The sequence below is a fragment of the Cupriavidus sp. R6-3 genome, assembly GCF_059772245.1.
The window spans coordinates 18,593-44,900 of record NZ_JCBAJO010000019.1; the positions used below are offsets into that span (position 1 = coordinate 18,593).

Annotated in this window: 27 protein-coding genes; 16 read left to right on the plus strand and 11 right to left on the minus strand. The window is 65.3% G+C overall.

Features of this window, described 5'->3' with window-relative positions:
- Nucleotides 1–148: 148 nt before the first annotated feature.
- Nucleotides 149–1,120 (minus strand): Bug family tripartite tricarboxylate transporter substrate binding protein, encoded by a 972-nt coding sequence (locus AC6EI8_RS05950; RefSeq protein WP_149319482.1) that lies wholly within the window; start codon nt 1,118–1,120, stop codon nt 149–151.
- A gap of 474 nt (nt 1,121–1,594) precedes the next feature.
- Between AC6EI8_RS05950 and AC6EI8_RS05955 the strand changes: the two genes are divergently transcribed.
- Together AC6EI8_RS05955 and AC6EI8_RS05960 are read left to right on the plus strand one after the other, a co-directional pair.
- On the plus strand, nt 1,595–3,466 hold the full coding sequence (locus AC6EI8_RS05955; RefSeq protein WP_498381506.1) for a CocE/NonD family hydrolase: 1,872 nt from the start codon (nt 1,595–1,597) through the stop codon (nt 3,464–3,466).
- A gap of 116 nt (nt 3,467–3,582) precedes the next feature.
- The gene (locus AC6EI8_RS05960; RefSeq protein WP_498381507.1) at nt 3,583–4,566 is read left to right on the plus strand and encodes a LysR substrate-binding domain-containing protein; all 984 of its coding nucleotides are present in this window, start codon (nt 3,583–3,585) and stop codon (nt 4,564–4,566) included.
- Between the two features lie 61 nt (nt 4,567–4,627).
- Here AC6EI8_RS05960 and AC6EI8_RS05965 read toward each other — a convergent pair whose 3' ends face one another.
- Nucleotides 4,628–5,305 (minus strand): alpha/beta hydrolase, encoded by a 678-nt coding sequence (locus tag AC6EI8_RS05965; RefSeq protein WP_498381520.1) that lies wholly within the window; start codon nt 5,303–5,305, stop codon nt 4,628–4,630.
- A 133-nt stretch (nt 5,306–5,438) separates the two neighbouring features.
- Nucleotides 5,439–5,879: a P-loop NTPase family protein gene (locus tag AC6EI8_RS05970; protein WP_498381508.1), complete on the minus strand. Its 441-nt coding sequence runs from the start codon at nt 5,877–5,879 to the stop codon at nt 5,439–5,441.
- Between the two features lie 202 nt (nt 5,880–6,081).
- Here AC6EI8_RS05970 and AC6EI8_RS05975 point away from each other — a divergent pair, with 202 nt between their 5' ends.
- The gene (locus AC6EI8_RS05975; protein ID WP_498381509.1) at nt 6,082–6,804 is read left to right on the plus strand and encodes a hypothetical protein; all 723 of its coding nucleotides are present in this window, start codon (nt 6,082–6,084) and stop codon (nt 6,802–6,804) included.
- 250 nt (nt 6,805–7,054) lie between these two features.
- Here the strand turns inward: AC6EI8_RS05975 and AC6EI8_RS05980 are convergent, their stop codons facing one another.
- Nucleotides 7,055–7,960, minus strand: coding sequence for a LysR family transcriptional regulator (locus AC6EI8_RS05980; RefSeq protein ID WP_498381521.1), 906 nt, complete (start codon nt 7,958–7,960; stop codon nt 7,055–7,057).
- Nucleotides 7,961–8,134: 174 nt separating this feature from the next.
- On the opposite strand from AC6EI8_RS05980, the gene AC6EI8_RS05985 reads away from it, so the two are divergent.
- From AC6EI8_RS05985 to AC6EI8_RS06020, 8 genes are all read left to right on the plus strand, one after another.
- Nucleotides 8,135–9,133 carry a 2Fe-2S iron-sulfur cluster-binding protein gene (locus tag AC6EI8_RS05985; RefSeq protein ID WP_498381510.1) on the plus strand — a complete coding sequence of 333 codons (999 nt, stop codon included), beginning with the start codon at nt 8,135–8,137 and terminating at the stop codon, nt 9,131–9,133.
- A 66-nt stretch (nt 9,134–9,199) separates the two neighbouring features.
- Entirely contained in the window at nt 9,200–10,453 is a 1,254-nt protein-coding gene (locus AC6EI8_RS05990; RefSeq protein ID WP_498381511.1) for an aromatic ring-hydroxylating dioxygenase subunit alpha, read from the plus strand.
- Between the two features lie 2 nt (nt 10,454–10,455).
- Nucleotides 10,456–10,926, plus strand: a complete 471-nt coding sequence (locus AC6EI8_RS05995) for an aromatic-ring-hydroxylating dioxygenase subunit beta (protein WP_226109371.1) — start codon at nt 10,456–10,458, stop codon at nt 10,924–10,926.
- 14 nt (nt 10,927–10,940) lie between these two features.
- Nucleotides 10,941–11,303, plus strand: a complete 363-nt coding sequence (locus AC6EI8_RS06000; RefSeq protein WP_498381512.1) for a non-heme iron oxygenase ferredoxin subunit — start codon at nt 10,941–10,943, stop codon at nt 11,301–11,303.
- Between the two features lie 93 nt (nt 11,304–11,396).
- Nucleotides 11,397–12,080, plus strand: coding sequence for a GntR family transcriptional regulator (locus tag AC6EI8_RS06005; RefSeq protein WP_395896895.1), 684 nt, complete (start codon nt 11,397–11,399; stop codon nt 12,078–12,080).
- Between the two features lie 32 nt (nt 12,081–12,112).
- Entirely contained in the window at nt 12,113–12,790 is a 678-nt protein-coding gene (locus AC6EI8_RS06010; RefSeq protein WP_149319470.1) for a DUF2848 domain-containing protein, read from the plus strand.
- The gene (locus AC6EI8_RS06015; protein ID WP_498381513.1) at nt 12,787–14,109 is read left to right on the plus strand and encodes an amidase; all 1,323 of its coding nucleotides are present in this window, start codon (nt 12,787–12,789) and stop codon (nt 14,107–14,109) included. The genes AC6EI8_RS06010 and AC6EI8_RS06015 overlap by 4 nt, the downstream gene beginning before the upstream one ends.
- A 214-nt stretch (nt 14,110–14,323) precedes the next feature.
- Entirely contained in the window at nt 14,324–15,661 is a 1,338-nt protein-coding gene (locus AC6EI8_RS06020; RefSeq protein ID WP_149319468.1) for an MFS transporter, read from the plus strand.
- A 95-nt stretch (nt 15,662–15,756) separates the two neighbouring features.
- Here AC6EI8_RS06020 and AC6EI8_RS06025 read toward each other — a convergent pair whose 3' ends face one another.
- Nucleotides 15,757–16,599 (minus strand): AraC family transcriptional regulator, encoded by an 843-nt coding sequence (locus AC6EI8_RS06025; protein WP_226109420.1) that lies wholly within the window; start codon nt 16,597–16,599, stop codon nt 15,757–15,759.
- Between the two features lie 145 nt (nt 16,600–16,744).
- On the opposite strand from AC6EI8_RS06025, the gene AC6EI8_RS06030 reads away from it, so the two are divergent.
- Together AC6EI8_RS06030 and AC6EI8_RS06035 are read left to right on the plus strand one after the other, a co-directional pair.
- Nucleotides 16,745–17,290: a carboxymuconolactone decarboxylase family protein gene (locus AC6EI8_RS06030; protein ID WP_226109421.1), complete on the plus strand. Its 546-nt coding sequence runs from the start codon at nt 16,745–16,747 to the stop codon at nt 17,288–17,290.
- 105 nt (nt 17,291–17,395) lie between these two features.
- Nucleotides 17,396–18,112 carry a glutamine amidotransferase gene (locus tag AC6EI8_RS06035; protein ID WP_498381514.1) on the plus strand — a complete coding sequence of 239 codons (717 nt, stop codon included), beginning with the start codon at nt 17,396–17,398 and terminating at the stop codon, nt 18,110–18,112.
- Nucleotides 18,113–18,140: 28 nt separating this feature from the next.
- On the opposite strand, the gene AC6EI8_RS06040 is transcribed toward AC6EI8_RS06035, so the two are convergent.
- The 3 genes from AC6EI8_RS06040 to AC6EI8_RS06050 all read right to left on the minus strand — a co-directional run bounded on the left by AC6EI8_RS06040 (nt 18,141) and on the right by AC6EI8_RS06050 (nt 19,210).
- Entirely contained in the window at nt 18,141–18,293 is a 153-nt protein-coding gene (locus AC6EI8_RS06040) for a hypothetical protein (RefSeq protein WP_190286434.1), read from the minus strand.
- Nucleotides 18,294–18,364: 71 nt separating this feature from the next.
- Nucleotides 18,365–18,802, minus strand: coding sequence for an NUDIX domain-containing protein (locus AC6EI8_RS06045; protein WP_498381515.1), 438 nt, complete (start codon nt 18,800–18,802; stop codon nt 18,365–18,367).
- Between the two features lie 189 nt (nt 18,803–18,991).
- A complete protein-coding gene (locus tag AC6EI8_RS06050) occupies nt 18,992–19,210 on the minus strand; it encodes a hypothetical protein (protein WP_498381516.1) in 219 nt (72 codons plus the stop codon).
- Between AC6EI8_RS06050 and AC6EI8_RS06055 the strand changes: the two genes are divergently transcribed.
- The 3 genes from AC6EI8_RS06055 to AC6EI8_RS06065 all read left to right on the plus strand — a co-directional run bounded on the left by AC6EI8_RS06055 (nt 19,209) and on the right by AC6EI8_RS06065 (nt 22,246).
- Nucleotides 19,209–20,384 carry a porin gene (locus tag AC6EI8_RS06055; RefSeq protein ID WP_226109378.1) on the plus strand — a complete coding sequence of 392 codons (1,176 nt, stop codon included), beginning with the start codon at nt 19,209–19,211 and terminating at the stop codon, nt 20,382–20,384. The two genes, AC6EI8_RS06050 and AC6EI8_RS06055, sit on opposite strands and share 2 nt — an antisense overlap.
- 260 nt (nt 20,385–20,644) lie before the next feature.
- On the plus strand, nt 20,645–20,899 hold the full coding sequence (locus AC6EI8_RS06060) for a hypothetical protein (RefSeq protein ID WP_223819817.1): 255 nt from the start codon (nt 20,645–20,647) through the stop codon (nt 20,897–20,899).
- A gap of 219 nt (nt 20,900–21,118) precedes the next feature.
- Nucleotides 21,119–22,246, plus strand: coding sequence for a cation diffusion facilitator family transporter (locus tag AC6EI8_RS06065; protein ID WP_498381517.1), 1,128 nt, complete (start codon nt 21,119–21,121; stop codon nt 22,244–22,246).
- Between the two features lie 132 nt (nt 22,247–22,378).
- On the opposite strand, the gene flgL is transcribed toward AC6EI8_RS06065, so the two are convergent.
- From flgL to flgJ, 3 genes are all read right to left on the minus strand, one after another.
- Nucleotides 22,379–23,605, minus strand: a complete 1,227-nt coding sequence (gene flgL, locus AC6EI8_RS06070) for a flagellar hook-associated protein FlgL (RefSeq protein ID WP_150084619.1) — start codon at nt 23,603–23,605, stop codon at nt 22,379–22,381.
- A 34-nt stretch (nt 23,606–23,639) separates the two neighbouring features.
- The gene (gene flgK, locus AC6EI8_RS06075) at nt 23,640–25,535 is read right to left on the minus strand and encodes a flagellar hook-associated protein FlgK (RefSeq protein ID WP_498381518.1); all 1,896 of its coding nucleotides are present in this window, start codon (nt 25,533–25,535) and stop codon (nt 23,640–23,642) included.
- A gap of 229 nt (nt 25,536–25,764) precedes the next feature.
- On the minus strand, nt 25,765–26,308 hold a 544-nt coding region (flgJ, locus tag AC6EI8_RS06080; RefSeq protein WP_498381519.1), incomplete at its 5' end, for a flagellar assembly peptidoglycan hydrolase FlgJ.

Below are 26,308 nucleotides of genomic sequence, written 5' to 3' on the forward strand. Positions count from 1 at the left end.
GAAGTCGGGTCACCGGGCCCCCGCGTGCGGGGGGCGACAGCGACCTTATTCGACGCCGCCGGGCTGCGGGCTCAAATAACCCCTTGAATAGCCCCTCGAATAGCCTCTCGAATGGCCCTTGCATGGCCGCCCTTGAGCTGTCCGACCGTCACGAGTTCTGAATCCCCCGCCGCTTGATGAACTCGCCCCAGACCTTGGCGTCGGTCACGGCGCGCTGCTTGATCGCCTCGGCCGACCCTGCCAGCGGCTCCAGATAGAGCGACGCCAGCTTGCTCCTGACCTGCGGATCGGACAGGAAGGCCTGCACGGACGCATTGAGCCGAGCCACCACCTTGGCATCCATATTGGCCGGCCCGAGCAAGGCGTACCAGCCAGGCATCACGGGCACGTCCAGACCCGCTTCCTTGACCGTCGGCACATTGGGCAACTCCTTGGCGCGCTTCTGCCCGACGATCGCCACCGGCACCACGTTGCCGCCCGTGATCTGCGGCAGCGCCGAACCCACCACGCTGACCATCGCATCGACTTCGCCGGCGATCACGCCGGTCAGCGCCGGACCCGAGCCCTTGTAGGCGGCGTGTGTCAGCTTGATGCCGGCCTTGTCGGCCAGCATCTCCATCGCCAGATGAGTGGAATTGCCGACGCCGGCGCTGCCGAAAGTCAGTCCGCCGGGCTTGGCCTTCGCCTTCTCGATGAACTGGGCCATCGACGTGATGCCGCTGGCCTTGCTGGTCACCAGCACGAACGGCGTGTCGACCACGGGGGCAATGAAGGTGAAGTCCTTCTGCGGATCGTAGGGCAGCGACTTGTACAGATGCTGGTTGAAGCTGACCTGCGACACACCGGTCAGCAGCAGCGTGTAGCCGTCGGCGGGCTGCTTGGCCACGAAGGACGTGCCGATGATGCCGTTGGCGCCGGCGCGATTGTCGACCACCACGGACTGTCCCAGCTCCTGGCTCAGCTTGTCGCCCAGCATCCGCGCGACCACGTCGCCGCCCGAGCCCGCCGACTGCGGCACGATCAGCCGGACAGGACGGTTGGGATAGGCATCCTGCGCCATCGCGGCGCCGGACAGCGTCATCAGGGCCGCCATCGCGGCGCCCATCAAGGAACGGTACATCTGCAGTTCTCCCCAATCATGCGAATTGAAATGGTCTCGACGGCTGCGTTTCGCTGGCTGCGACTCGTTGGCTCAGTTCGCTGGCTGCGTTTCGCTGGCTGCATTCGCACCGGCGCGCCACGCGACCTCCATCGGCGCAATGCGCCGCCATCGATCCGGCTTGTAGAGCGATGGTAAGAATTCGCGCGAATGCCAACCAATACGGAATCTCGATGTCGCCATAGGTCGAACCTATGGCGGATTCCGGGCTGCCCCTCCCGGGGGCATCGGGAATCGCCGCAGTGCATGCCCCGCGTTCTGCATCGGCATTCGGCCCTGCTTTGGCGCATCTCGATGCACCGGCGGCCGATTTTGCGCGCCGCGGCGCGGCATGCCATAGGCCAGCCCTATATCCATATCGGCATTTCGTCTTTCCGGGGCTCGGGAGGCGCTGCTTACCATTGCCGCAAGCCAACCGACCTCAACGCAAGATTCATGTCCGATATCGATCTCCGCGGCAATGCCTGGAAAACGCCGGCCAGCACCTATCTCGAAGCGCGCCCCTCGCGCTTTTCTGTTCCCGATGCGCCGCTGTCCTGTTATGTGACGATGCGCGACGGATGCCGGCTCGCGGTCGATGTCTTCGTGCCGCAGCCGCTGGAGGCCGAAGGGCCGGTCCGCGACAACGATGCGCCGGCGCGCTATCCGACCATCGTCATCTTCACGCCCTATTTCCGCCGTTTCCGGCTGCGCGAGCCCGGTGCGGAGCCGAGCCCGAATACCGCTAAATACCGCGACGCCTTCGTACCGAAGGGCTATGCGGTAGTGGTGGTCGACGTACGCGGCACCGGCGCCAGCTTCGGCACGCGTGACGCGCTGCGATCGCCGACCGAGCGTGACGACTATTTCGAGATCGCGGACTGGATCGTGGCGCAGCCCTGGTCCAATGGCCGCATCGGCTCGACCGGCATCTCCTATCTGGGCGCGGCCGCCTGTTTCCTGGCCAGCACGGGCCATCCCGCGGTCAAGGCGATCGCCCCGCTGTTCGCGGTCTCCGACATCTACAGCGAGCAGCTGTACCCGGGCGGCCTGCTGTCCAAGGTCTGGGTGCAGGCCTATGACGAACTGATGGTCGCGCTCGATCAGGACGATCGCGCGCTGCTGGCCCGCTATCCCTACTTCAACGATCCGCGCTTCGATGGACCGGAGCGGGTCGACGCGGACACCGACGGCAGCCTGGTACAAGCGGCCATCGAGCAGCATCGCAACAACTTCGCGCTGGCCGATCTGGCGCCGGAGTTCGCCTTCCGCGATGGCGCCACGCAGCACGACCCGGCGCTCGATTCGGGCAGCTGCAGCCCCTATCGCTATCTCGACGGCATTGCGCAGGACGTCGCGGTGTATTCGATCTCGGGCTGGTACGACGGCGGCGGCTATGCGAATGGCGCGATCACCCGCTTCCTTTCACTGCCCAATCACGACAGCCGGCTGCTGCTGGGCCCCTGGGACCACGGCGCGCGCACCAATATCTCGCCGTGGCGCAACCACGCCGCCGCCGACTTCCCGCTGCTGGCCGAGGTACTGCGCTTCTTCGATCATCATCTGATGCAATTGCCCACCGGGCTCGAGCATGAGGCCCGCGTCCACTACTACAGCGTGCACGACGAGCAATGGCATGCGGCCGCGACCTGGCCCCCGGTGCCGGTGGATGACACGCAGCGGCTGTATCTGAGCGCGGATGCGGAAAGCCTGTCGCCGGCATGTCCCGCGGCGGAATCGGACCGCGACACGATGGCCGACTTCAACTGGTCCACCGGCCGCCAAACCCGCTATGAGCGGCTCGGCGCGGCCAATATCGAGGACTACTACCCGGACTGGAGTGAACGGCAGCAGGACCTGCTGTCCTTCGATGGCGCGGTGCTGACGGCGCCGCTGTCGATCGCCGGCCATGTCGTGCTGAACATTGGCCTCGCCAGCTCGCAGCCCGACGCCGCGCTGCATGTCTTCCTGTCCGAGGTCGAGGCGTCCGGGCAAGTGCGCTACATCACCGAAGGCATGCTGCGCGCGCTGCATCGCAGGACCGCGCCGTGCCCGCCGGAATACCGCACCACGTGGCCCTACCGCACGTTCGCGAAGGCCGACGCGGCGCGTCTGGTGCCGGGGCAGACCGAGCGCCTGCACTTTGCGATGCTGCCCGTCGCGTGGACGTTGGCCGCCGGAAGCCGGCTGCGTCTGTCGATCGCCGGCGCGGACCGTGGGCACTTCCCGCAGGTGCCACATGGCCGTCCGCCGCGGCTGTCGATCCGGCTCGGCGGCGAGCTGGCTTCGTATCTGGATCTGCCGATTCGCAGCTCATCCCTCGGTTAGTCCCGCGGCTGGGTCCGTGGCTGGCCCCGCTGCTGGAACGCGCAGCGGGGCGCCGGCGGATGCTACATTGCCGGCGTGCCCCGCCACCGATCCGGCCGCATTCGCGACCGATTGGCGTGAGCCACCATGCCACCGCCTCGCCGAATATGGACCTGAAGCAGCTGCGCTATTTCGCGCGCATCGTCGAACTGGAGAGCATCACCGCCGCGGCCGATGCGCTCCATATCGCCCAGCCCTCGCTGAGCCAGCACGTCGCCAACCTCGAAGCCGAACTCGACGCCAGATTGCTGGTGCGCGGCCCCTCGGGCACCAGACCCACCGACACCGGCCTTATCCTCTACCGCCACGCCAAGATGGTGCTGCGGCAGATGGAAGAGGCCAAGGCCGCGGTACAGCACGGCCGCGACGTGCCGTGCGGCCACGTCAGCGTGGGATTGCCGACCAGCACCTCCCGCGTGCTGGCCCTGCCGCTGCTGCGGCATGTGACCGAGCACTTCCCCGATATCACGCTGGAGATCGTCGAAGGCTCCAGCGCCGATCTGGCCGAATCGTTGGCGCTGCAGAAGCTCGATCTCGCCGTGGCAATGGACGTGCAACAGCGCCCCAACATGCAATCGACTCCGCTGCTCGACGAACAGCTGATGCTGGTCGGCCGGCCGATTCCAGGACGTCCGGGACATCCGGGACATCCCCACGCCATCACGCTGGCGCAGGCCGCGGCGTTGCCGCTGCTGTTGCCGAGCTTTCCCAATTCGGTCCGCGTGCTGTGCGATCGCGCGCTGGTCAGTGCCGGCCTGCAATGCCGCCTGGTCGCGGAGACCAGCGCGGTATCGGTGCTGCTGTCCGCCGTGCGCGAGGGACTGGGATGGACCATCCTGCCGTGGTCCGCGCTGGCCGGCGACGAAGATGAAGCGCTCGCGGCGATGTCGATCGCCGACGCGACGCTGGAGCGGCGCGTCAGCCTGTGCCTGTCGTCGTCGGCAAGCCTGAGCCTGGCGTGCCGCAGCGTCGAGGCCGCGCTGCAGACCATCGTGTCGGAGATGGTCGCGAGCGGGCAGTGGAAGGGAGTCAGGCTGATCGGCGGAGCTTCGCCGGGCTAGGCGAGGCCCATGCGGCTGATCGGCGCAGCTGGGCCGGGCTGACGAGGCCCACGCGGCCGATTCACGCCTCGGCGGATGCGGGCGGACGCTCCAGATAACTCGCGACCTGGCGCCTCAGCACCGGCAGCTTGCCGGTGAAGAAATGGTCCGCGCCGGGCACCACCACGACCGGCAACTGCTGCGGGCGGGCCCAATCGAAGATGGCCGACAGCGCGACTCGCTCGTCGTTCTCCCCATGAATCACCAGGGCATTCGCCGGGACCGGCGGCGTATCGTAGCTGCGGTGATTCGCAACGGGGCCGGACGGCATGCCGGTCAGAATCAGATGATCGATCGCGACGCCGCGTTGCGTAAGCTGGACCGATGCCAGCGCCGCCACGAAGGCGCCGAACGAGAAGCCCGCCAGCGCCAGCGGCAGACCTGGGTATTGCTCGCGCAGATGGTCGACCACCGCCAGCATGTCGTTCGTCTCGCCGACACCGGCATCGTACTCGCCCTGCGTCGCACCGACGCCGCGAAAATTGGGCCGCACGGCGAGAAAACCGTGCGCGCTCAATTCACGGGCCAGTTGGTGCGGCACCTTGTGGTCGGCAGTGCCGCCCTGCATCGGATGCGGATGGCCGACCACGGCAATGCCCTGCACCGCGTCTTTCGGCGAGTCGATCAGCAGTTCGATATCGCCAGCCTCGCCACGAATCAGCGTGCGGGTCGTCGTTCCGGGGGTGATTGTCAGTGCCATGGCTTGTCTTCGATCGTTGGATGCGGCGGAGTTGGCCGCTTTGCAATGATCGAATGGTAAGGCAATTAGATAATGACGGCCTTTCTTGGGATGCGGCCCGATTGATTGCGACGACGGTGGTCGCATTCGCACTCTAGCGTTCGGCGATCCTGGTTGCCTCTGCGTGGCGCAATACGAAGTCGGCGGTTTCCTCCACCGTCATGGCCGATGTATCGAGCCACAAGCCGATTCGCGGCGTGTGCTCCAGCCCTGCAGCCAGCGACGCAGGGGTCCAATCACCGGCATAGGCGGTCTTGCGCCGTTCGGCATCGCGCCGCGCGACCACGTCCAACGTGGGGTTGAGCACCAGTACGCCGGGGGACCAGCGGGACAGCCTCGTGTGGACCTCGTTCAGATACTCGCCAAGTATCACGTCCTGATAGATCACGGTGAAGCCCGCACCGGCATAGGCTTCGCACGCGTCGCACGCCAGGCGGTAGCGCAGCGAGAGTTGTTGCAGGGCCTCGTGCGTCAGTTCGGGTGTGATCTCCGCTCTGCCGTTCACGATCAGAATACCCGCCCCCAATTGGATCATCAGAGAACTTCAATGCCATAAAGAACGCGACAAAGAAGATGAAATGATCAAAAAATAATTCTTCTTCTCACCCGATGAAATTGATTAAGACTCTCAATTATTGTCATTATCACTATTACCACTAATTTGCGTCGATGCTTCGGAGATCTCTGTGCTATCTTGCGCGAATTCCGTATGACGTTTCGTCATGCGAAGTTCTTTAATGAGCTGGTACGTGATGCTAACAAAGATGGTGCAAAGTACGGGCAGTCCGACCAATACTGGCTTCCATCCCGCACAGCGAGCAAGCGAAAAGATCAATATTACACCCGCCAAACCAAGAAGCGCCATATATGCCACGGCAGCCCGCCGCCATACGCCCATATTTGCGATTTCTCGTGCACGATCTTCGCGCTCCCTGTTATCGGCACATACATTGCGCTTGCTCGGTTCAGGTATTTTCATCATTGTCGCCATAGGTGCGCTTCGCTTTTCGCCAAGCGGATTCTTCGAATGGGCAAAGGCCAAGCGCCTGCGCTTTTGCTGCATATCCTCCAATCGCCGTCAGTGTCAGGTCGAGTGTGCAGCCACTACCCTCCACGTCCCGGCAGCTACAAGCTTTATCGCCAGGAACATTATCAATGCCGCCAGAACGACCAAGGCGGTCATAACCCATCCTTTCAGCTTTCCATCATTTCGCAATCTCAATTGCTCAACCTATCCTCGAATCTTCGCCATGCAACTGCCCTACGGTCGTTCCTTTGGCGACGTTATCCGGCCAACAAAGACGCAAATTACAGCCAATGCGCCGCACCCTATTGAAACAGCGATTGCAACAGGCGCCCAAGCTTTCTGCACAGCGGTTCTCCAGCCAAGCGCGTCAACCAACGACAAAATCAAACAGGCTTGCACAATCACAATTGCCGCAATAAATACCAATAGATAGCTATACTTCTTTGCCCATTCGAAAAGGGGAGGCCCAATCAAACCTGAAATCAATCCGCGGACGATATCGTCATTCACAAGCATCATCTCCAATCGAGCGCAACTCTATAGTATTGCGGCATCTTGACCTGCTCGGTCCCGAGTCTGTCCCAACAACTTCTTAACGGTGTCGAAGTCACGAAGTTTTCCCTACTGAAGTCCGGTCTCGAAATGCTCCAGCCGCGGCGCCGATCTTGCCTTGCGGGGCGCGCTCACCCCTCCGCAAACAACTCAAAAATCAAATCCCTCAACCACTGATTTCCTGGATCCCGGTGATAGCGCCCATGCCAGAACAGATTGATCTGGATGTCCGGCAGATCGACCGGATGGCGGATCGATTTGAGGCCGAAATACGCGGCGCTGCGCTCGGCGAACTTCTCGGTGACGGTCGCCACCAGGTCCGTGGTGGCGACGATATCGGCCAGCGCGACGAAATGCGGCACGCGCAGGCGGATGTTGCGGCGGACCCCGAGCTTGGCCAGGATTTCGTCGACGCGGGCGTGGCCGGTGCCGGCCGCGGTTACCACGACGTGGTCCGCGCGCTCGAAGTCCTGCAGTCGCACGGTGCGCTTGTCCAGCGCATGGCCCGCGCGAAACATGCAGACGTAGCGCTGGCGAAACAGCCGGCGCTGGTAGAACTCTGATGGCAGTTCGGGCAGATGGCCCACCGCCAGATCGACCTGCCCCACGCTCATCGCGTCGGCGAGGTCGATCGCGGTATTGCGCACGGTGGCGATCGACACGCCCGGCGCCCTCTCGCGCAGCGCGCTCATCAGCCTGGGAATGAAGTGCACCTCGCCGATATCGGTCATCGCCAGCTGGAACCTGCGGTCGCTGCGCAATGGGTCGAACTCGACCTTGCGGTTCAAGGCTGACTGCAACGCATCCAATGCATAGGCAACCGGCTCCGCGAGGTCTTCCGCGACCGGGGTCGGCAGCATCCCCTTGGCGCTGCGCACGAACAGCTGGTCATCGAAGAGTCGCCGCAATCGCGCCAGCGCGTTGCTGACGGCCGGTTGCGTCAGGCCTAGTTCGCGGGCCGTTCCCGACACGGTACGCAGCCGCAGCAGGTGCTCGAACACGACGAGCAGATTCAGATCGACGTCCTGCAGCCGCATGTCTTCCCCTTTTCCCGTTATCACTTTCATGAATGGGTCATATAAGTGGGATTCTATTGGTTTATCGCTGCCGATGCCCGATGATGGGTCCAGACCATAACGACCACACCCACAACAACCACAACCACAACAACCACAACCACAACCACAACAACAACAACGACCGGAGACGACATGGAAGTCCGCGTCCTACCCCATGGACAGCGTCTGGACGTGCCGCAGGGCGAGAATCTGCTGCGCGCGTTGCAGCAGCATGGCGTGCCGATCTCGTACAGCTGCATGGCGGGCCGCTGCGGCACCTGTCGCTGTCGTCTGGTCGAGGGCGATGTGCGGCCAGCCGGCGATGACAGCGCCCACGCCCCCATCAACGACGATGAGCAGGGCGGACGTGCCCTGCTCGCCTGCCAATCGATGGTGATGGGTCCCTGTACCATCGAGATCCCCGAGCCCGACGAGGTGGTCGTCCACCCCGCTCGCATCGTGAAGGGCACGGTGACCGCACTGGCGGACCTGACGCACGACATCAAGCTGATTCGAATCGCGCCGGCCAAGCTGATGTCATTTACTCCGGGCCAATACGCGATGCTGCAATTCACGCCGGACCATATTCGCCCCTACTCCATGGCACGGCTGCCGGGCGATGGGGAACTGGAATTTCATGTGCGGATGGTTCCGCAAGGCCGCGTCACCGGCTATATCCGCGAGCAGTTGAAGGTGGGCGATACCGTTCGCGTCAGCGGGCCGCTCGGCACTTCCTATCTGCGCATGCGCAACGACGATCCCATTCTTTGCATTGCCGGGGGGACGGGCCTGGCGCCGGTGCTTGCCATCGTGCGAGGTGCGATCGCCGCCGGACTCTCCAATCCCATCCATCTGTATTTCGGCATTCGTTCGCCACGCGACGCGTATGGACTGGACTGGTTGAACGAACTGGCGCAGCGGCATCCGCGCCTGCGCATCGATGTGGTTTCCACTGAGACGGGCAGCGACTGCGATCTGCGCACCGGGCTCGTCACGGAAGCGGTCGCGCACGACTACGCCGATTTGAACGGATGGCGTGCCTATCTATGTGGCGCACCGCCGATGGTCGAGGCCGCGACGGTACTGCTGCGCGATCGCGGCATCCAAGCCGACCATATCTACGCGGACGCCTTCTACGCATCGAACGATTGATCCACCCGCGCCCCGAATGCACTGACCAACGACAGCCAACCGTCCAACAAGAACAGGAGACATCGCATGGACAGCAACGCCCCACGCAGCGACCCGATATGGGCAGACGACGGCATCAGCCGCATCCCATTCCGCGTCTACACCGACCAGCAGCTCTACCAGCGCGAACTGCAACGCTGCTTCTATCGCGGCCATTGGAACTATGTCGCCCTGGAGGCCGAGATTCCCAATCCCGGCGATTTCAAGCGCACCGCGATCGGCGAGCGCTCCGTCATCGTGGTCCGCGATGCGGATGGCGATATCAACGTGGTCGAGAACGTCTGCGCACATCGCGGCATGAAGTTCTGCCGCGAGCGCAGCGGTAATCGCAAGGACTTCCACTGCCCCTATCACCAGTGGAACTACGACCTGAAGGGCAATCTGCAGGGCGTGCCGTTTCGGCGCGGCGTCAAGCAGGACGGCAAGATCAACGGCGGCATGCCCGCGGATTTCCGGCCGGAGGAACACGGGCTGACCCGGCTGAAGGTCGCGACGCGCGGCGGCGTGGTTTTCGCGTCGTTCGATCACGAGGTCGAACCGCTGGAGCGCTATCTTGGCCCGGACATCCTCGGCTACTTCGATCGTCTGTTCAACGGCCGCAAGCTGAAGCTGCTCGGCTACAACAAACAGCGCATCCCGGGCAACTGGAAGCTGATGCAGGAGAACATCAAGGACCCCTACCACCCCGGCCTGCTGCATACGTGGTTCGTGACCTTCGGCCTCTGGCGCGCCGACAACAAGGCGCGCCTGGTGATGGACTCGCATTTGCGTCACGCCGCGATGGTTTCGACGCGCGGACAGGGCGGAAAGAGCGACGTGACTTCGGGCGTCGCCAGCTTCAAGGACCAGATGACATTGCAGGACGACCGGCTGCTCGACATCGTGCACGAGCCCTGGTGGGGTGAACCCACCGCGGTGATGATGACGATCTTTCCCAGCGTGATCTTCCAGCAGCAGGTCAATTCGGTATCCACGCGGCATATCCAGCCGCGCGGTCCCGATACCTTCGATTTCGTCTGGACACACTTCGGTTTCGAGGACGACGACGAGACAATGACGCGCCGGCGCCTGCGCCAGGCCAATCTGTTCGGCCCCGCCGGCTTCGTCTCTGCCGACGACGGCGAGGCCATCGAATGCTCGCAGCAAGGATTCGCGCAAAAACCCTGGCATCGCGTGCTGGCCGAACTCGGCGGACGCACCGCGGTGAACACCGACCATATGGTGACCGAGACGCTGATTCGCGGCATGTACGCCTACTGGCGCAAGGTGATGGAGGTCTGAAGATGGAATTCGCCGACTACCACGCGTTGCTGACCTTGTACGCCGATTACGCCAGCGTCGTCGACAACGGCGACTGGGACCGCTGGCCCGATTTCTTCACCGACGACTGTATCTACAAGGTCCAGCCGCGAGAGAACCACGAACGCGGCCTGCCGCTGGCGACGCTGTCGTTCGAAAGCAAGGCCATGCTGCGCGATCGCATCTACGGCATTCGCGAGACGCTGTTCCATGACCCCTATTACCAGCGCCACATCGTCGGCGCGCCGCTGGTGCGCAGCGCCGATGGCGAGCGCATCGTGTCCGAGGCCAATTACGCGGTACTGCGCACCAAACCCGATCAGCTGACCGATGTGCTGAACGCCGGCCGCTATCTCGACACCGTCGTGCGCACGCCCGATGGCCTGCGTTTCGCTTCGCGGCTTTGCATATTCGACAGCGAGATGATCCCCAACTCGCTGATCTATCCGATCTGATGCGGGAGAGAACGATGACCGAAAGCTGGACCGAGGCCGCCCCCCTTGCGAGTGTGCCGCAGGACGATGTGATCGCCGTGGATGTGGGCGGACGCGAGATCGCGCTGTACGGCGTCGATGGCGAGATCTATGCCACCGACAACCTCTGCACACATGGCCACGCGAGGCTGTGCGACGGGTTCCTCGACGGACACGAGATCGAATGCCCGTTGCATCAGGGCAAGTTCGACGTCCGGACCGGTGCGGCCGTGTGCGCGCCGGTGACGGAGGGCGTTCGCAGCTATCCGGTGCGGGTCCAGGGCGGGAAGGTCTTTATCGACCTCGGCGCCCATAACGCCGCGCGGGAGAACCGCCCGCCTGAAGGCGACTCCGCGTAAACCCTGATAAATCCGGCCCTTGTTCTCTGTGAAATATCACACTAGTATCACTCCAACTTCAGAGAAAACGAGAACCGGACCGTGGCGACATCCATTCGACTGGTAGGAACCGACGACGACAGTGGCAAGCAGACCGCCTCCCAGACCGGGGCGGCCATGCGCGAACTGGCCTATACGGAAATCAAGCGGCGCATCATTTCATGCGAATTCCGGCCTGGCGAGCCATTGAACGAGGCCCAGGTGGCGGCCATGCTCGGGCTGGGCCGCACGCCGGTCCATCAGGCGCTGCATCGGCTGGAGGTCGAAGGGCTGGTGTCGATCATGCCGCGCAAGGGCGTGCTGGTGACCCCGCTGTCGCTGAACGAAGTGCTGGACATGATCGAGGTTCGCGCTACCAACGAGGTGCTGTGCGCCACGCTGGCCTGCGAGCGCGGCCACGACAGCGATTTCAAGGCAATGCGCGACATCGTCGATCGCTCGCCCCCGCTGATCGCCGGTCGTGACATCCCCGCGCTGGCATCGCTGGACCTGAAGTTCCATACGGCGATGTCCGCCGCCTCCCGCAATCGGGTACTGGCCGAATTGCTGCGCGGCCTGCACGAAAAGCAGGCGCGCTTCTGGTTCCTGTCGCTGTCCGACCCGCAGCATCTCGAGAACGTCTACCAGGAGCACCTGGAGATCGTCGACGCGCTGGAGCGCCGGGATGTGCCGGCGGTGCGGGAAGCGGTCCGCACGCATATCGACGAATTCCGGAAGAACATCATCCGGACGCTCTAACCCCCTCTTTTCCCCAATCAAGGTAGTACGCAATGCCGACACTGCATTTCCAAGTCGCCGGCGGGGGCGAACTCGCCCTCGACATTCAACGTCTGATCATCGCCGGATGGACCGGGCGCGATCTCGAGGCCGTCCAGCACCATATCGAAGAGCTGCAGGCGATCGGGGTGAAGCCGCCCGCCAGCGTGCCGACCTTCTATCCGCTGGCGGCGTCGCTGCTGACCACGGCCGATGTCATCGAGGTGCCGCGCGACGACTCCTCCGGCGAAATCGAAGTGGTGCTGCTGCAGGCGGACGACGGACTGTACGTCGGCGTCGGCTCGGACCACACCGACCGCAAGGTCGAGGCCTATGACGTGACGGTGTCCAAGCAGATGTGCGACAAGCCGGTCGGCAAGCAGGTCTGGCGCTTCGAGGAAGTGGCCGACCACTGGGACAGCCTCGAGATGCGCTGCTGGCGCGTGCGCGACGGCGAGCGCGCGCTGTACCAGGAAGGCAAGGTCACGCGCCTGCTCGACCCGCGAGAGCTGATCCAGCGCCTGACCGGCGAGTCGTCGCTGCCGGCTGGCACGGCGATGTTCTGCGGAACCCAGGCGGTGATCGGCGAGCTCGGCCATGGCGAGGCCTTCGAGGTCGAACTGCATGACCCGGTGCGCAACCGCACGCTGCGCCACGCGTATCGCGTCGAAAGCCTGGCGGTGGCCGAATGAGCGAGTCGACCATTGCGGCGCTGGCGGCCAGGCTGGCTGCCGGACAGACCACCAGCGTCGCGCTGACCGAGCAGGCGCTGGCGCGCATCGACAGCCATCGCCGTGCCGGCGGTGTTGCCTTTATCGAAGTGGACGAGGCCGGCGCGCTCGCCGCTGCGCGCGCCGCCGACCAGGCACGCGCCGCCGGGCTGGTGGCCTCGCCGCTCGCCGGACTGCCGGTGTCCATCAAGGACCTGTTCGATGTGCGCGGACAAGTGACCCGCGCCGGCTCGCGCGTGCTCGACGGCAATGCGCCGGCGACCGCGGACTCGCCCGCCGTGGCGCGCCTGCGTGCTGCCGGTGCGGTGCTGATCGGTCGCACCAATATGAGCGAGTTCGCGTTCTCGGGACTGGGCCTGAACCCCCACTACGGCACGCCGCGCACGCCTCTCGACACCGAGCGGATCGCCGGAGGGTCCACCTCTGGCGGCGCGGTCAGCGTCGCAGGCGGCATGGCGGTGGCCGCGCTAGGCACCGATACCGGGGGCTCGATCCGCATTCCGTCGGCGTTCTGCGGCCTGACCGGTTTCAAGCCGACCGCGCGCCGCGTGCCGCTGGATGGCGCCGTCCCGCTGTCGACGTCGCTGGATTCTGCCGGCCCGTTGGCCCGATCGGTTGCGTGCTGCGCGGCCATCGATGCCGTGCTGAGCGGCGAAGCACTGGACGCGCGTCCGGCTTCGCTGGCAGGGCTGCGCCTCTACGTGACCCGCGATTTCGTTTGCGATGGCCTGGAGGCCGAGGTCGCCCAGGCATTCGAGGACATGCTGTCGCGGCTGTCGGCGCAAGGCGCGCGCATCGTGCCGTTCGACTTCCCCGAGCTGCGTCGCCTGCCCGAGATCAACGCGGCCGGCGGCCTGACGGCGGCCGAGGCGTGGGCGCTGCATCGCGAGTGGCTGTCGCGCGATGGCGATCGCTACGACCAGCGGGTTGCGCAGCGCATCCGGCGCGGCGAGCAACTGAGCGCGGCAGATTACATCACGCTGCTCGCCGAGCGTCGCGCGATGCAGCGCCAAGCCGCCGAGCGGCTGCGCGATGCCGATGCGTGGCTGATGCCCACCGTCGCGATGCGCCCGCCGCGGCTCGATGCGTTGGACCGTGACGAGGACTTCTTCGCGACCAACGGACTGGTGCTGCGCAACCCGAGCGTGATCAATTTCCTGGACGGCTGCGCGGTGTCATTGCCGGTCGCACCCGGCATCGGCCTCGGCGTTTGCGGCCTGCATGGCCAGGACGCCCGCGTGCTGCAGGTCGCCGGATCGACCGAGCCGCTGCTGCACTGATGCGGCCCTGCCTGCGGTCGGCGCGCGGTCAGCCGCGGTAGGCACGCGGCAGGCGCGCAGTCGCGCCCGACTGCGGCGGTCCGGCCGGCGCACGCGGCACGCCTCGGCAGAGAGAAGACCGCGCCGCCACTGCGGTGCCCTCCAGCACAGCGACCCTCCGAGGGCTGCGCCAATGCAGCGCAGCCCCGCCCACCACACCCAAGGAGCAACACCGATGTCTTCCGTGATGAGCGGCGCCGCGGGCGCCTTAGAGAACTTGCAGCCCACCGAGGTGGCGCGGCAATGCGAAGTGGCATATCGCAAGATCGCCATCCGCCTGATTCCCTTTCTGGTCTTTCTCTTCATCCTCGCCTGGATCGACCGCGTCAACGTGGGCTTCGCCAAGCTGCAGATGCTGCAGGATCTGCAATTCAGCGAAGCGGTGTACGGCTTCGGCGCCGGCATCTTCTTCCTCGGTTATTTCCTGTTCGAGGTGCCGAGCAACCTGCTGCTCGAGAAGATCGGCGCGCGCAAGACGCTGGCTCGCATCACGATCCTGTGGGGACTCGCGTCGATGGCGATGATCTTCGTCAAGACGCCGATGCAGTTCTACGCGTTGCGCTTCCTGCTGGGCGTGTTCGAGGCGGGCTTCTTCCCCGGCGTCGTGCTGTATCTGACGTACTGGTTCCCGGCGGCGCGGCGCGCGCGCATCAACGGCCTGTTCATGACGTCGTTCGCCATCGCCGGCGTGATCGGCGGCCCGCTGGCCGGCTTCATCATGACGACGATGGATGGCGTCGACGGGCTTGCCAACTGGCAATGGCTGTTCGTGCTCGAAGGCATTCCGTCGGTGCTCGCCGGCATCGCCGTGATGATGTACCTGCCGGAGAAGCCGGCAAACGCGCGCTGGCTGTCCGACGCCGAGAAGCAACTGGTCACGCGCACCATCGAGGCCGAGAATCGCGATCCGGCCAAGCACTCGACGCTGAAAGCCGCGTTCGCCAATTCCCGCGTGTGGATCTGCGCCGCGATCTACTTCTGCGTCGTCAGCGGCAATGCCACCATCGCGTTCTGGTCGCCGTCGATCATCAAGGAACTGGGGGTGCAGGGCAATCTTCAAATCGGCCTGGTATCGGCCATCCCGTTCATCGCCGGCACCATCGCCATGGTCCTCAACGGCATTCACTCGGACCGCAGCGGCGAACGCCGGATGCACTGCGCGATGGCGACGTTGCTGGCGGCCGTTGGCCTGACGCTGACCGGTCTATGGCTGCACAGTGCGATGCTGGCCCTGGTGGCGCTGACGCTGGCGTCGATCGGCATCCTGGCCGCGTTCCCGGTGTTCTGGTCGCTGCCGTCGGCCTTTCTCGCCGGCACCGCTGCCGCCGGCGGCATCGCGCTGATCAACTCGATCGGCAACCTTGCTGGATTCGTGGCGCCGTACATGATCGGCTGGTTCAAGACCAATACCGGCCAGCTGTCGTCGGGCCTGTACTTCGTGGCGTTCCTGGAGGCGTGCGCGACCGTGCTGGTGCTGGCGGCCATACGCGGCCGCGCCGCGGTGGTTCGCTGACCCAGGTATTGCGCTCGCCTGCAGAGAAACTCGCAAGGCAACGCGTGGGCGGAACGCGAAAGCCCGCCTCGTCGCCCGATTGACGGCGGCGCTCGCTACAGGGACTCCGCCAGCCACTTTCGCGGCGACATCCCCATCCGCTGCCGGAATGCCTTCGAGAAAGACGACGCGCTGGCAAACCCGAGCTCCGTGGCGATCAGGTTCACCGGTCGCCCGGAGCGCATCATCGATGCGCCGAGGCTGAGCCGCCAGTCCGTCAGATACGCCGCTGGCGTCGTACCGGTCGCGTCCTTGAACGCCGCGGCAAACGCGCTGCGGGACATGCCCGCGGTCGAGGCCATCCGTGCCAGCGACCAGTCCTCATACGGCGAACGATGCAGCGCGACGAGCGCCTTCGCCAGGCGCGGGTCGGACAGCCCCATGATCAATCCGCTCGTCACACCGACCTCCGCGGGATGGTCGATGATCCAGCGCAGCAGCTGGATCAGCACGACCTCGAACAATCGGTCGGCCAGCACGCGCGAGCCGCAGCGGACGTGATCCGCCTCGGCGAACAGCAGGTCCAGCGCAGGCCGCAGCCCTTCCACCGCATCCAGCGGCACCCGCACCAGCGACGGTAGCGATTGCACGATCGGGTTGCGTTCGCCGCCGTCGAAATCCAGCGTCGCACAAGTGAAATCCGAGCCGTCCTCGGGCGGATTGACGAACTGATGGTGCACGGGCCGGGGATAGAGCAGCAGCGTCGGCTCGGCAAGGTGGAAACGCGGCACATCTGTGTCGCCGGGCCGGTGCCGTACCTCCATCTCGCCACGGCGAAGGACGTGCAGGAAGGCGCGACCCGGCAGCGGCTCGAAGGTCGATCGTCCGCACAGCTTGCCGGTATGGAACAGCCTGGTGCGGACACGGAACCGGTCCAGCAATGCGGTCAGCCGATCCACCGGATCGGCCGTGGACTGCGCGAGCGTTTCGGATGGAAGGACAAGTTTCATGGACGTTATTGCACTTTGCGTCCAGCCATTCTACCTACCATTGATTCCGACCGCTCCATTCGGACGGCAGCCTTCCACCTCAAGGAGTGACCACATGTCTCGCGTCCCGCTGATCGATCCCAATCACACCACCGCCGAGCGCCAGGCGCTGCTGGCGCAGATCCATGGCGCGTTCGGCGCCACGCCGAACATGTTCAAGGCCGTGGCCAACTCTCCTGCCGCGCTGCGGAGCATGTGGGGCAGCTTCGGCGCGCTCGGCAGCGGCGTCATTCCGGCTCGGCTTGGCGAGCAGATCGCCGTGGCGATCGCCAACCGCAATGCGTGCGAATACTGCCTCGCGGCCCACACGGCGCTGGGCCGCAAGGCGGGCGCCAGCGCCGAGGACATGTCCGCCGCGCAGGGTGGCGAATCCACCGATCCCAAGACCGCCGCGGCCCTGCGCTTCGCGTTGAGAGTCGTCGAGGCGCGCGGGCAGGTCAACGATGCCGATGTGCGGGCCGTTCGTGAGGCAGGCTTCAGCGACGAGGAAATCGTCGAGATCCTCGCGCACGTGGCGCTGAACCTGTTCACCAATTACGTCAATGTGGCATTCGCCGTGCCGGTGGACTTTCCGGCGGTGAAGCTGCGCGCCGCGGCGTAAGCGGGCTCGCCATGGCGTCGGGGCGGCCGGAGCATCCGCCCCCGCCCCGCCGATCGAATTGCCAGCCAATATCGCAAATCGCTTGATTGAATGGAGCAGAGCCGCATGCATCGCACCGCATTGGCGATCCGTCATGTTGCCTTTGAAGACCTCGGCATCATTGAACCGCTATTGATCGAGCGCGGCTATACGGTCCGCTATCTGGAGGCCGGTGTCGACGCGATCGACAGCGCGACAGTGACGGCGGCGGATCTGTTGGTGGTGCTGGGTGGCCCGATCGGTGTGTACGAGACCGATCGCTACCCCTTTCTCGCCGCGGAGAAGGACGCCATCGCGGCGCGGCTCAGGCAGGACAAGCCGACTCTCGGCATCTGCCTCGGCGCGCAACTGATGGCGGCAGCGTTGGGGGCAACGGTGACGCCGACAGGCAAGGTGGAAATCGGCTACGGGGCACTGACTCTGACCGAGGAAGGCCGAGCCTCGCCATTGCGGCATGTCGGCGAAATTCCAGTACTGCATTGGCATGGCGACCAGTTCGCGATTCCGGAGAGGGCATCGCGTTTGGCTGAAACCGCGGGATTCCCCAATCAGGCATTTGCGCTAGGGCCGCATATTCTCGGCCTGCAATTTCATCTCGAGGCCCATCACCGGCAGATCGAGCGCTGGTTGATCGGCCATGCGCATGAACTGGCGGCGCATCGGCTGGACATCGCGGCGATCCGCGCGGATGCGGCGCGGCATGGTTCGGTACTCGAGCGCGCCGCCCGTGCCGTCATCGGCGAATGGCTCGACGCACTGCGGTTCGGACAGACAGTCGGATGAACACGAATCGGGACGGGCTGGTCCCGCCCTACCTGTCCCGCGTGACGCTGACGCCGGCGTCGACGGTGCCGTACATGGTGATGCCGGATTGCCGGTCGCCCGGGGCACCGGTACTACTGCAGCCGGACACAACGCCCAGCAGCAAGACAAGGCTGGCGGCACTGAGGAAGATTTTCTGCATGACGGTTCTCAATTCGGTCGGAATCCGGGTTGGACGATATTGGCCCGCGTGAGTTTCCCGGCTGCCATCCCTTACTGCGTATATTGTTTAGTGCTGGCTTCCACCACCGTCTGCGCCCATTGCAGGATCGGTCCGAAGCGCGGCGGCAGCAGTTCGAGCGCCGCGGCGAACGACACCCAGCGAAATTCGTGATGTTCCGGCCGTCCGAGCTCCGCGCTGACCGGAAGGCTGACCTGCCCTTCGCGGGACAAGGCAATGTAGAAGCGCGCGACCTTGCCTTTGGCGTAGGGCTCGGTCTCACGATAGTCATCGCCCCAAGGCATCGCCAGCGCCGACAAACCCGTTTCCTCGGCGGTCTCGCGCAGCGCCGTCTCCAACAGCGCCTCACCAGGCTCCGGCCTTCCCTTCGGAAGGTCCCAATTGCGGTACGCGCGCAGGACCAGGCAACGCCATTCGTCTTCGATCCGGCGCACCACCACCAGTCCCGCCGAACGGTTAGCGACGATCATGTCTCCCTCCGCTTTTCGATCCGCTGACTGTACCTGATCGGCCGGAATCGCATCCTTGTTCCGGCTTGTTTCGTCGCGCAGCACAGTGAGCGGAAATGACACACGGCATGTTGCGAACCGCCTGTCCGGCGTGCCGGCGCGTCGCTGACCGATTCCGCAACAACTGTCCTCGGACGGCGCATCGGCCGGTCATTGAACGCGGCGCCTCGCCACGCCCATGGCGAGTGTCCTGTTTCGTTTTGCCGCATCGATCGGCACGGCTGCTTCAAGCGTGCACATCGCTGCCTCACCGCACCACAACCCTTCCATCTGCTCCTCTTCTTCCCCTGCTCCGGCACGCCGCTTGCGCAATGCGCCCCGCCGGCGAACCGGCTGCATCAGATCAACAACACAAGAGGAGACATCCATGCATCACCAACACCCGGTGCGGAAACCGCGCCAGCTGTCCATTCGTCTTGCCTGCGTCATCGGCGCACTTGCCTGCGCCAGCCATGCGGGCGCGGCGGAGTTCCAGGCCGGCGACTGGACGCTGACGGTAGGCGGCAACATCAATGCCTTCTATACGACAAACTCGTGCTCGGGCGACAACATCGGCGGCCTCGCGCTTGGCAGCCGCGCGCTCGCTTGCGGCGGCAAGGACAACAGCACGGTCATCGGCAATGGCCTGCTGCCGAGCTATCTGTCCGTTGGCGCGAAGTCGCGCCAGGACGAATACGATGTGGCCGCGCTGATCGGTATCGGCGCCGCGGCTGCCACCGGAGATGCCATCTCGCAGAACAACGTGGTGGACGTGCGCCAGGCCTACCTGACGTTCGGCAATGGCAGCATGGGCACGGTCAAGCTCGGTCGCGACTATGGGCTGTACGGCTACAACGCGATCATCAACGACATGACGTTGCTCGGCGTCGGTGCCGCGACGCGTGCCACGCAGCGCGGTCGCGTATCGCTGGGTCATATCGGCGCGGGCTACGCCTATGTCGGCACCTATGGCCAGTTCGTCTACACCACGCCGTCCTTCAGCGGCTTGTCCTTCGACGTGGCGGTGATGAGCCCGGTCGACCAGCAGCCCGTGATTGGCGTACCCGACTACACGGCAAAGAACACGCCGCAGTTCCAGGGCCGCGTCAATTTCGGCGCCGACCAGTACAAGCTGTGGCTCGGCGGCAAGTCCCAGCGGCTCGAAGATGCTGCCGGAAGATCGCTGAACATGACTGCAGTGGAAGTCGGCGGCTCCGTGAACGCGGGGCGTTTTGGTCTGCTGGCAAACTTCCAGACCGGCAAGGGCCTGGGCATCCTTTCGGACGCCGACCAGGGCGACGTGCGGAGTTCGGCCTACCTTGTGCAAGGGACCTACAAGGCAACGGACCGGATCAAGCTGGGCCTTGGCTATGGCCAGAGCCGCAACAGCGACAACCCCGGGACCGGCCTCAAGTCCAACGCCAATCTCACCGCGGGCCTGTACTACAGCCTGACCAAGAGCATCACGCTGGTCGCTGAGGTCGGCGAGACGCGATCGAAGTCGTTCGACGGGCTGTCGGCAAGACAGCGGGGCGGCGCGTTGGGGGGCATCCTGTTGTTCTGATCGCAGGCGTGCGGCCCCAATGCCGCCGAGGTGAGGGCGGGCCAAGACCCGCCCCGGATGCGTTCCGCGGGCCGCCGCCATGCGGAAGCCGTCAACGTTCGACGCGACGCGCGCGTTATCGGACTGTCGGTCCCGATTTCGGCATCGAAGCGGGACGGAGCGCGTGGGCGGTGCCCGTGGCGCTTCCCCGCGACATCCGAAAGCCGACGCTGTCGGCCGTTTCGTATTGCAGTTCTCCCTTCGACCAAGGAGAAGACGTCATGCGCATTCCGTCCATCGGCAAACTGGCAGTATTCGCCGCCGCCATGTCCTTCCTGGTTTCTGGCACGGTCCAGGCTCAGGCGGCATCCCCGGCGACACCAGCCACGCCTGCCAGCCCGGCCACGCCAGCAAAGCCCGCTGCGCCGGCTGCAACGAAAGACCATGCCACCAAGACCGCGAAGGCGAAGCACAAGCGGTCGCACCATGCCGTGCAAAAGGCGAAGTCCCATCGCAAGGAAAAGGCAGCCAGCTGACTATCAACCGCGGGGCGCCGGCCTGCGCGCAGGGCGCAATACCGGCGCAAGTCGAAGATGTCCGCCCGTCATCCTGGCGCGCGGAACACGGGCAGGCCCTGCCCCGACGTACGTTTTACATCGCAACAAGAACAATTTACCGGGCGGCGGACGGCCTTGAGTCGGTGCCGCCCCGCTCTGTGCCGCACCGGCAGGCCAAGGGCCGCTCGGGAACGCCTGTTGCATCACGACCCATTCATCAGGGTGGACGACCACCTTCGCACACCGAGCGGCGGCATCATCGCGAATGCGCCGCCGAGCAATGGGCAAATGGTCAATTGGCAAATGGGCACCATGATCGGCTACAAGGACTCCCCGCCTCGCGACCTCGCGCCGTCGTCAACGGGCAAATCCGCGAAATCTCCCGTCGCCATTTATGGAGCGATCGCGGCCAATTCCGCCATCGCGATCACGAAGTTCATCGTGGCCGGCGTCACGGGAAGCTCGGCAATGATCTCGGAAGCCATTCACTCCACGGTCGACACCGGCAACGAGGTCCTGCTGCTGATCGGGATTGCGCGCACCCGCCGCGCCGCCGATCCGCAGCATCCGTTCGGCTACGGCAAGGAACTGTACTTCTGGAGCTTGATCGTGGCGGTGCTGATCTTCGGCGTCGGCGGCGGCATCTCGGCGTACGAGGGCGTCCTGCACATGATGGATCCGGAGCCGTTGCGCGACCCGCACTGGAACTACGTCGTACTCGCCAGCGCCGCGGTGTTCGAAGGCATCAGCTTCGGCATTGCGTTGCGCCAGTTCCAGCGGGAAAAGGGCGACGTGCCGTTCTGGACCGCCCTGCGCGCAAGCAAGGACCCCACCACCGTCACCGTGCTCGCCGAGGATGCGGCCGCGCTGGCGGGCCTGGTGCTCGCCGCGCTCGGCGTATACGCCAGTCATCGCTGGAACATGCCAGTCCTCGACGGCGCGGCATCAGTGGCGATCGGCGTGCTCCTGGCCGGCGTCGCGACGGTGCTGGTGGTGGAGAGCCGCAGCCTGCTGGTCGGCGAGGGCGTGAACCGGGAGATGGCGCTGGGAATCCAGCGTCTCGCGCAGGAGGATCCGTGCATTGAACGTGCAGGCAGGCCGCTGACCATGCATTTTGGCCCCGACGACGTACTGGTCACGCTCGATGTGCAGTTCATGGCCGACGCCGGCCGCGACGACATGGCGCGTGCGGTGGAGCGGGTCGAGCGGCAGATCCGCGCTCGCTACCCTGCGGTCAGGCGCATCTATATCGAGGCGCGCCTGATGTCGGTGGCCGCGCAACGCCCCGGCGAGCAGGCGCCCGCGGGCGGGCCGTCCGGCACGTGAGTGGGGCGTGTGGGGCGTGTGGGGCGTGTGGGGCGTGTGGGGCGTGAGCAGGGCGTGATGCAAAAGGTGCTGGTCTGATGCCAGCCCCACCTGTCGTGCAAGAGGACCACCCCGGACGGATGGTCCCTGCCCTTACCGCAGATAGTTGAACAGATTCATCCCCTGAATCTGCATGAACGACTGCTGCGCCGCCTGCAGCGCCGTCTGGCGCTGGTAGTACTCGGCAATCGCCGACGCATAGTCCAGATCCTGCAATCCAGACAGCGTCTGCTCGTAGTTCAGGTCGCGATTGGCGCCGATGGTGTCGAGCGCATCGAGTTCCTGCATCCGCGAGCCGACCGACGCGCGTACCGTCAGCACGTTGTCGAGCGAGTTGGACATCTTGCGGTTGGCGGTCGCCAGGGCGTTGTCCAGCCGCGCGCGATCGGCTTCTGTGGTCACCGGCTGCTTCAGCGCATCGATGGCCGCCTTGATGTTGGCGAAGATGTCGGTGCCGGCCTGCTTGGCCGGGGCCAGCGTCATCGAGTCGCCGTTGGCCGGCGCGCCCTTGACGGTGAACGACACGCCGCCGAACTGGATCGCATCGCCGGCGACGTACGGGGTCGCGGGCACGATGGCCGTGGGGGGCACGGCGCTGTTGTCGGTGACGGTGTAAGTGGTATTGCCGCTGCCGTCGACGGCGAAGTCGATCGAGAACGCGTGGCCGTACAGCGGGTCGGTCGGGTCGGTCACCGACAGCGCGCCGTAGAGTGCCGTGCCGGTGTTGCCGCCGTCGGCGGTCATCACGTAGTCGGCCGAGCCCGTGACGCTGAGGAACACATCGCGGCCGTTGTCGCCGGCCGCCATCTGACGGGCGACGTCGACCTGCAGCAGCTGGGAACCGGTGTCGCCGACGTATTGCACCGTGCCGCCATTGGCGGCGAACGGCGGCGTGCCCGACTTGAAGCCGGCAAACAGGTACTGGCCGTTGCCGTCGTCGGCATTGGCCAGGCCCAGCAGCTGCTCGTAGTTGCTCTGCAGTTCGGCCGCGATCGACGCCCGGTCGGCGTTGCTGATGGTGCCGTTGCCGCCGGAGACGATCAGCGTCTGCACGTTCTGGATCGTGGTGATCACGCTCTGCAACGTCTTTTCCTCAAGCGCCAGGCTGATGTTGGCCTGGGTGCGCGAGGTCGCGTACTGCTCGTTGACGGCGCCGGCCTGCGCCACGCCCAGTGCGCGCGTGGCGGCGATCGGATCGTCGGACGGGTTCAGCACGCGGCGGCCGGTGCCGAGCTGCTGCTGCACGTGCAGCAGCGAGGACTGCTGGCCGTTCATCGCGGACAGGCCGAGCTGGTAGAACGTGGAAGTGGCGACACGCATGATGGTTTCCTGGTCTCGGTAGGCGGGCGGCCCGTCAGCGGATATTGATGATGGCGTCGAACAGCGACGAGGCGGTCTGGATCACCTGGGCGCTCGCCTGATAGAGCTGCTGGAAGCGCAGCAGGTTGACGGTTTCCTCGTCCATGTTGACGCCGGAGACCGACTGCTGGGCGGTACGCACCTGCGTCGTGATGCTGTTCTGCGAGGTCGATGCGATATTGATCGACTTGGTGCGGCTGCCGATGTCGTTGACCAGCTGGGCGTAGGCGTCATTGAAGCTCGACACGCCGTTGATGGTCTTGGCGGTCTGCAGCTTGGCCAGCACCAGCGCATTGCCGTTGTCGGACGAGCCGCCGACATTGGAGCCGATGGTGAAGCTGTCGCCGACCTTGGGCGCGCCGTCGAAGCTGACCGTCACGCCGTCGAACGTATATTCGACCGCGCTGCCGTTGGTCACCGGGCCGGCGTCCGGCGTCACCGGATTGCCGGCGGCGTCGGCGAACGTATAGGCGGTGCCGTCGAAGGTCGCGACGATCTTCGAGGGCGGCACGTTGAAGCCCTGCGCGACGTTGCTGACCTTGGCGGTGCCCGTGCCGACATTGGAGGCGCTGCTTTCGGCCAGCACCGGCGAGGCGGCGGCGACCTTGGCGGGATCGGTGATGATCAGGTCGAACGAACCCGCGACATTGCGGGTCGGCTGGATCTGGAAGCTGTCGCCGGCGCCCATGGTGCCGCCGACCGTGATGCTCAGGCCGTCAGCCGTGAAGGTCGGGCCGGCGCCGCTGGCGACCACCTCGTTGTCGGACATCCGCACCAGGCTGTAGCTGGTGCCGTCGTACGTCACCGTGTAGTCGCTGGTGGTCAGCGCGGTCGCATCGGCAATCGTGGCGGCAACGGTACCGGTGCCGGTATTGCGGGTGTTGCCGATCACCGTCGGCGAGCCCAGCGCGAACACGTCGCCGCCGATCTGGCCCTTCAGGTCCATGCCGAGGCGGTGCTGCGCGTTGAAGGTCTGGCCGATCGCCAGCGACAGGCGGCCGATCGCGTTTTGCGCGGCGTCGAGCGTCTCGCTGCGGAACTGCATCAGGCCGCCGATGCTGCCGCCGCTAAAGAGCGTGTCATCCATCTCGATCGCGGTACCGTCCGGCAGCGTATAGGCGATGCCCATGCGCGACGGGTCGGCCGACGAACGCACGGCCTTCAGGTCGTACGAGTTGGCGCCGACCACCAGCGGCTGGCCGTTGCCGACGAACACGTTGTAGCTGCCGCCGTCCTGCGCGACCACCTTGACGCCGACGACCTTGTTCATCTGCGCGATGACCTCGTCGCGCTGGTCCAGCAGGTCGTTGGGGGGCTGGCCGCCGCTGGCCGCGGTGGCCTTGGCGATTTCGCTGTTCAACGAGGCGATCTGCTTGGCATAGGCGTTCACCTGCGTGACCGAGCTCTGGATCTCGCTGTTGATGCCTTCCTGCTGGTTCTGGAAGTACGAGGCCGCGGAACGCAGCTGGCCGGCCAGCGACTGAGCGGCGTTCAGCATGTTCTGGCGCACCGCGGTATCGCCCGGCTTGTCGGCCACGCCCTGCACCGCGGCGAAGAATTTCTGCATCAGCGGCGCGATGCCGCCCTTCTGGTCGGCCAGCAGGCTGTCGATCTGGCTGATCTGTTCCGAGTACGTCGCCAGATGGGCGCTCGACGTTTCGGCGCTGCGCAGCTGGCTGGTCAGGAATTCGTCGTAGACACGCATCACCGTGGTGGTGGTCGAGCCCTGGCCGAAGAAGCCCTGGCTGGTGTACTGCCCGCCCGACGAGGCGATGATGGTGTTCTGGCGCGTGTAACCGGCGGTCGCCGCGTTGCTGACGTTGTGGCCGATGGTCGTCAGCGCGTTCTGTGCCGTGTTCAGGCCGGACAGGCCGATATTGAAGAGAGACATGCACTAGCCCCGGATTCTGTTGGTCGCCATGGCCGCGCGATGCAGTCGCGACCGTGGCGGTGGATGAGGGTGGTAACGGCAGTTTTGGCGGCGGACTTTAGGGATCGGGGCTTGCTTTTTGGACCTGGCGGCACAGCGGCCGTCACTTGCCCTCTCCCCGCCGCTCTCCCGCGGACGGGAGAGCGGCGAGAACCGGTGGTGGCCTTCGGCCGGGCACCGGCAGCCGGCCTTAGACCGGCACCTTCTTCATGATCCGGACCAGCTTGGCGCCGTACTCTGGATCGGTGGCATAGCCGGCGCGCTGCAGGCCGTGGGCGGCTTCCTCGGCCGAGCCGGCCGATACCACGCCGGCATAGCGCGGGTTGTTGGCGAGCAGCCGCGCGTAGTCGGAGAAGGCTTCCTCGTACGAGCCATAGGCGCGGAACTTCGCCTTGATCTTCTGCGGCTGGCCGTCGACGTATTCGGTGGTGGTGATCTCGGCGACCGGACCCTTCCAGTTCGCACCGGCCTTGATGCCGAACACATTGTGGGTCGTGCTGCCGTCCGCATGCGTGATCTCGCGGCGGCCCCAGCCGGATTCGAGCGCGGCCTGGCCAAGGATCAGCCGTGCCGGCACGCCGCTGGCGCGCGAGGCGGTTACGGCGGGCCCGGCCATGCGGCTGACGAAGGCGCTGATATGGGCGGGCGTGTCCTCGGGCATCGCCGCGCCGCCCTGCCACTGGCCGGTCTGCTGCGCCTGGTACTGGCGCAGGCCGGCGGTGGGATTCCAGTTG

What these genes read in the sequence shown, in the direction of transcription:
- AC6EI8_RS05955 (WP_498381506.1), top strand. Translation starts at nt 1,595, where the DNA reads ATGTCCGATATCGATCTCCGCGGCAATGCCTGGAAAACGCCGGCCAGC.
- AC6EI8_RS05965 (WP_498381520.1), bottom strand. Translation starts at nt 5,305, where the DNA reads ATGGCACTGACAATCACCCCCGGAACGACGACCCGCACGCTGATTCGT.
- AC6EI8_RS06050 (WP_498381516.1), bottom strand. Translation starts at nt 19,210, where the DNA reads ATGGATGTCTCCTCTTGTGTTGTTGATCTGATGCAGCCGGTTCGCCGG.
- AC6EI8_RS05970 (WP_498381508.1), bottom strand. Translation starts at nt 5,879, where the DNA reads ATGATCCAATTGGGGGCGGGTATTCTGATCGTGAACGGCAGAGCGGAG.
- AC6EI8_RS06000 (WP_498381512.1), top strand. Translation starts at nt 10,941, where the DNA reads ATGACCGAAAGCTGGACCGAGGCCGCCCCCCTTGCGAGTGTGCCGCAG.
- flgK (WP_498381518.1), bottom strand. Translation starts at nt 25,535, where the DNA reads ATGTCTCTCTTCAATATCGGCCTGTCCGGCCTGAACACGGCACAGAAC.
- AC6EI8_RS06030 (WP_226109421.1), top strand. Translation starts at nt 16,745, where the DNA reads ATGTCTCGCGTCCCGCTGATCGATCCCAATCACACCACCGCCGAGCGC.
- AC6EI8_RS06010 (WP_149319470.1), top strand. Translation starts at nt 12,113, where the DNA reads ATGCCGACACTGCATTTCCAAGTCGCCGGCGGGGGCGAACTCGCCCTC.
- AC6EI8_RS06045 (WP_498381515.1), bottom strand. Translation starts at nt 18,802, where the DNA reads ATGATCGTCGCTAACCGTTCGGCGGGACTGGTGGTGGTGCGCCGGATC.
- AC6EI8_RS06035 (WP_498381514.1), top strand. Translation starts at nt 17,396, where the DNA reads ATGCATCGCACCGCATTGGCGATCCGTCATGTTGCCTTTGAAGACCTC.
- AC6EI8_RS05995 (WP_226109371.1), top strand. Translation starts at nt 10,456, where the DNA reads ATGGAATTCGCCGACTACCACGCGTTGCTGACCTTGTACGCCGATTAC.
- AC6EI8_RS05985 (WP_498381510.1), top strand. Translation starts at nt 8,135, where the DNA reads ATGGAAGTCCGCGTCCTACCCCATGGACAGCGTCTGGACGTGCCGCAG.
- AC6EI8_RS06040 (WP_190286434.1), bottom strand. Translation starts at nt 18,293, where the DNA reads ATGCAGAAAATCTTCCTCAGTGCCGCCAGCCTTGTCTTGCTGCTGGGC.
- AC6EI8_RS06015 (WP_498381513.1), top strand. Translation starts at nt 12,787, where the DNA reads ATGAGCGAGTCGACCATTGCGGCGCTGGCGGCCAGGCTGGCTGCCGGA.
- AC6EI8_RS06020 (WP_149319468.1), top strand. Translation starts at nt 14,324, where the DNA reads ATGTCTTCCGTGATGAGCGGCGCCGCGGGCGCCTTAGAGAACTTGCAG.
- AC6EI8_RS05990 (WP_498381511.1), top strand. Translation starts at nt 9,200, where the DNA reads ATGGACAGCAACGCCCCACGCAGCGACCCGATATGGGCAGACGACGGC.
- flgL (WP_150084619.1), bottom strand. Translation starts at nt 23,605, where the DNA reads ATGCGTGTCGCCACTTCCACGTTCTACCAGCTCGGCCTGTCCGCGATG.
- AC6EI8_RS05980 (WP_498381521.1), bottom strand. Translation starts at nt 7,960, where the DNA reads ATGCGGCTGCAGGACGTCGATCTGAATCTGCTCGTCGTGTTCGAGCAC.
- AC6EI8_RS06055 (WP_226109378.1), top strand. Translation starts at nt 19,209, where the DNA reads ATGCATCACCAACACCCGGTGCGGAAACCGCGCCAGCTGTCCATTCGT.
- AC6EI8_RS05950 (WP_149319482.1), bottom strand. Translation starts at nt 1,120, where the DNA reads ATGTACCGTTCCTTGATGGGCGCCGCGATGGCGGCCCTGATGACGCTG.
- AC6EI8_RS05975 (WP_498381509.1), top strand. Translation starts at nt 6,082, where the DNA reads ATGAGCTGGTACGTGATGCTAACAAAGATGGTGCAAAGTACGGGCAGT.
- AC6EI8_RS06060 (WP_223819817.1), top strand. Translation starts at nt 20,645, where the DNA reads ATGCGCATTCCGTCCATCGGCAAACTGGCAGTATTCGCCGCCGCCATG.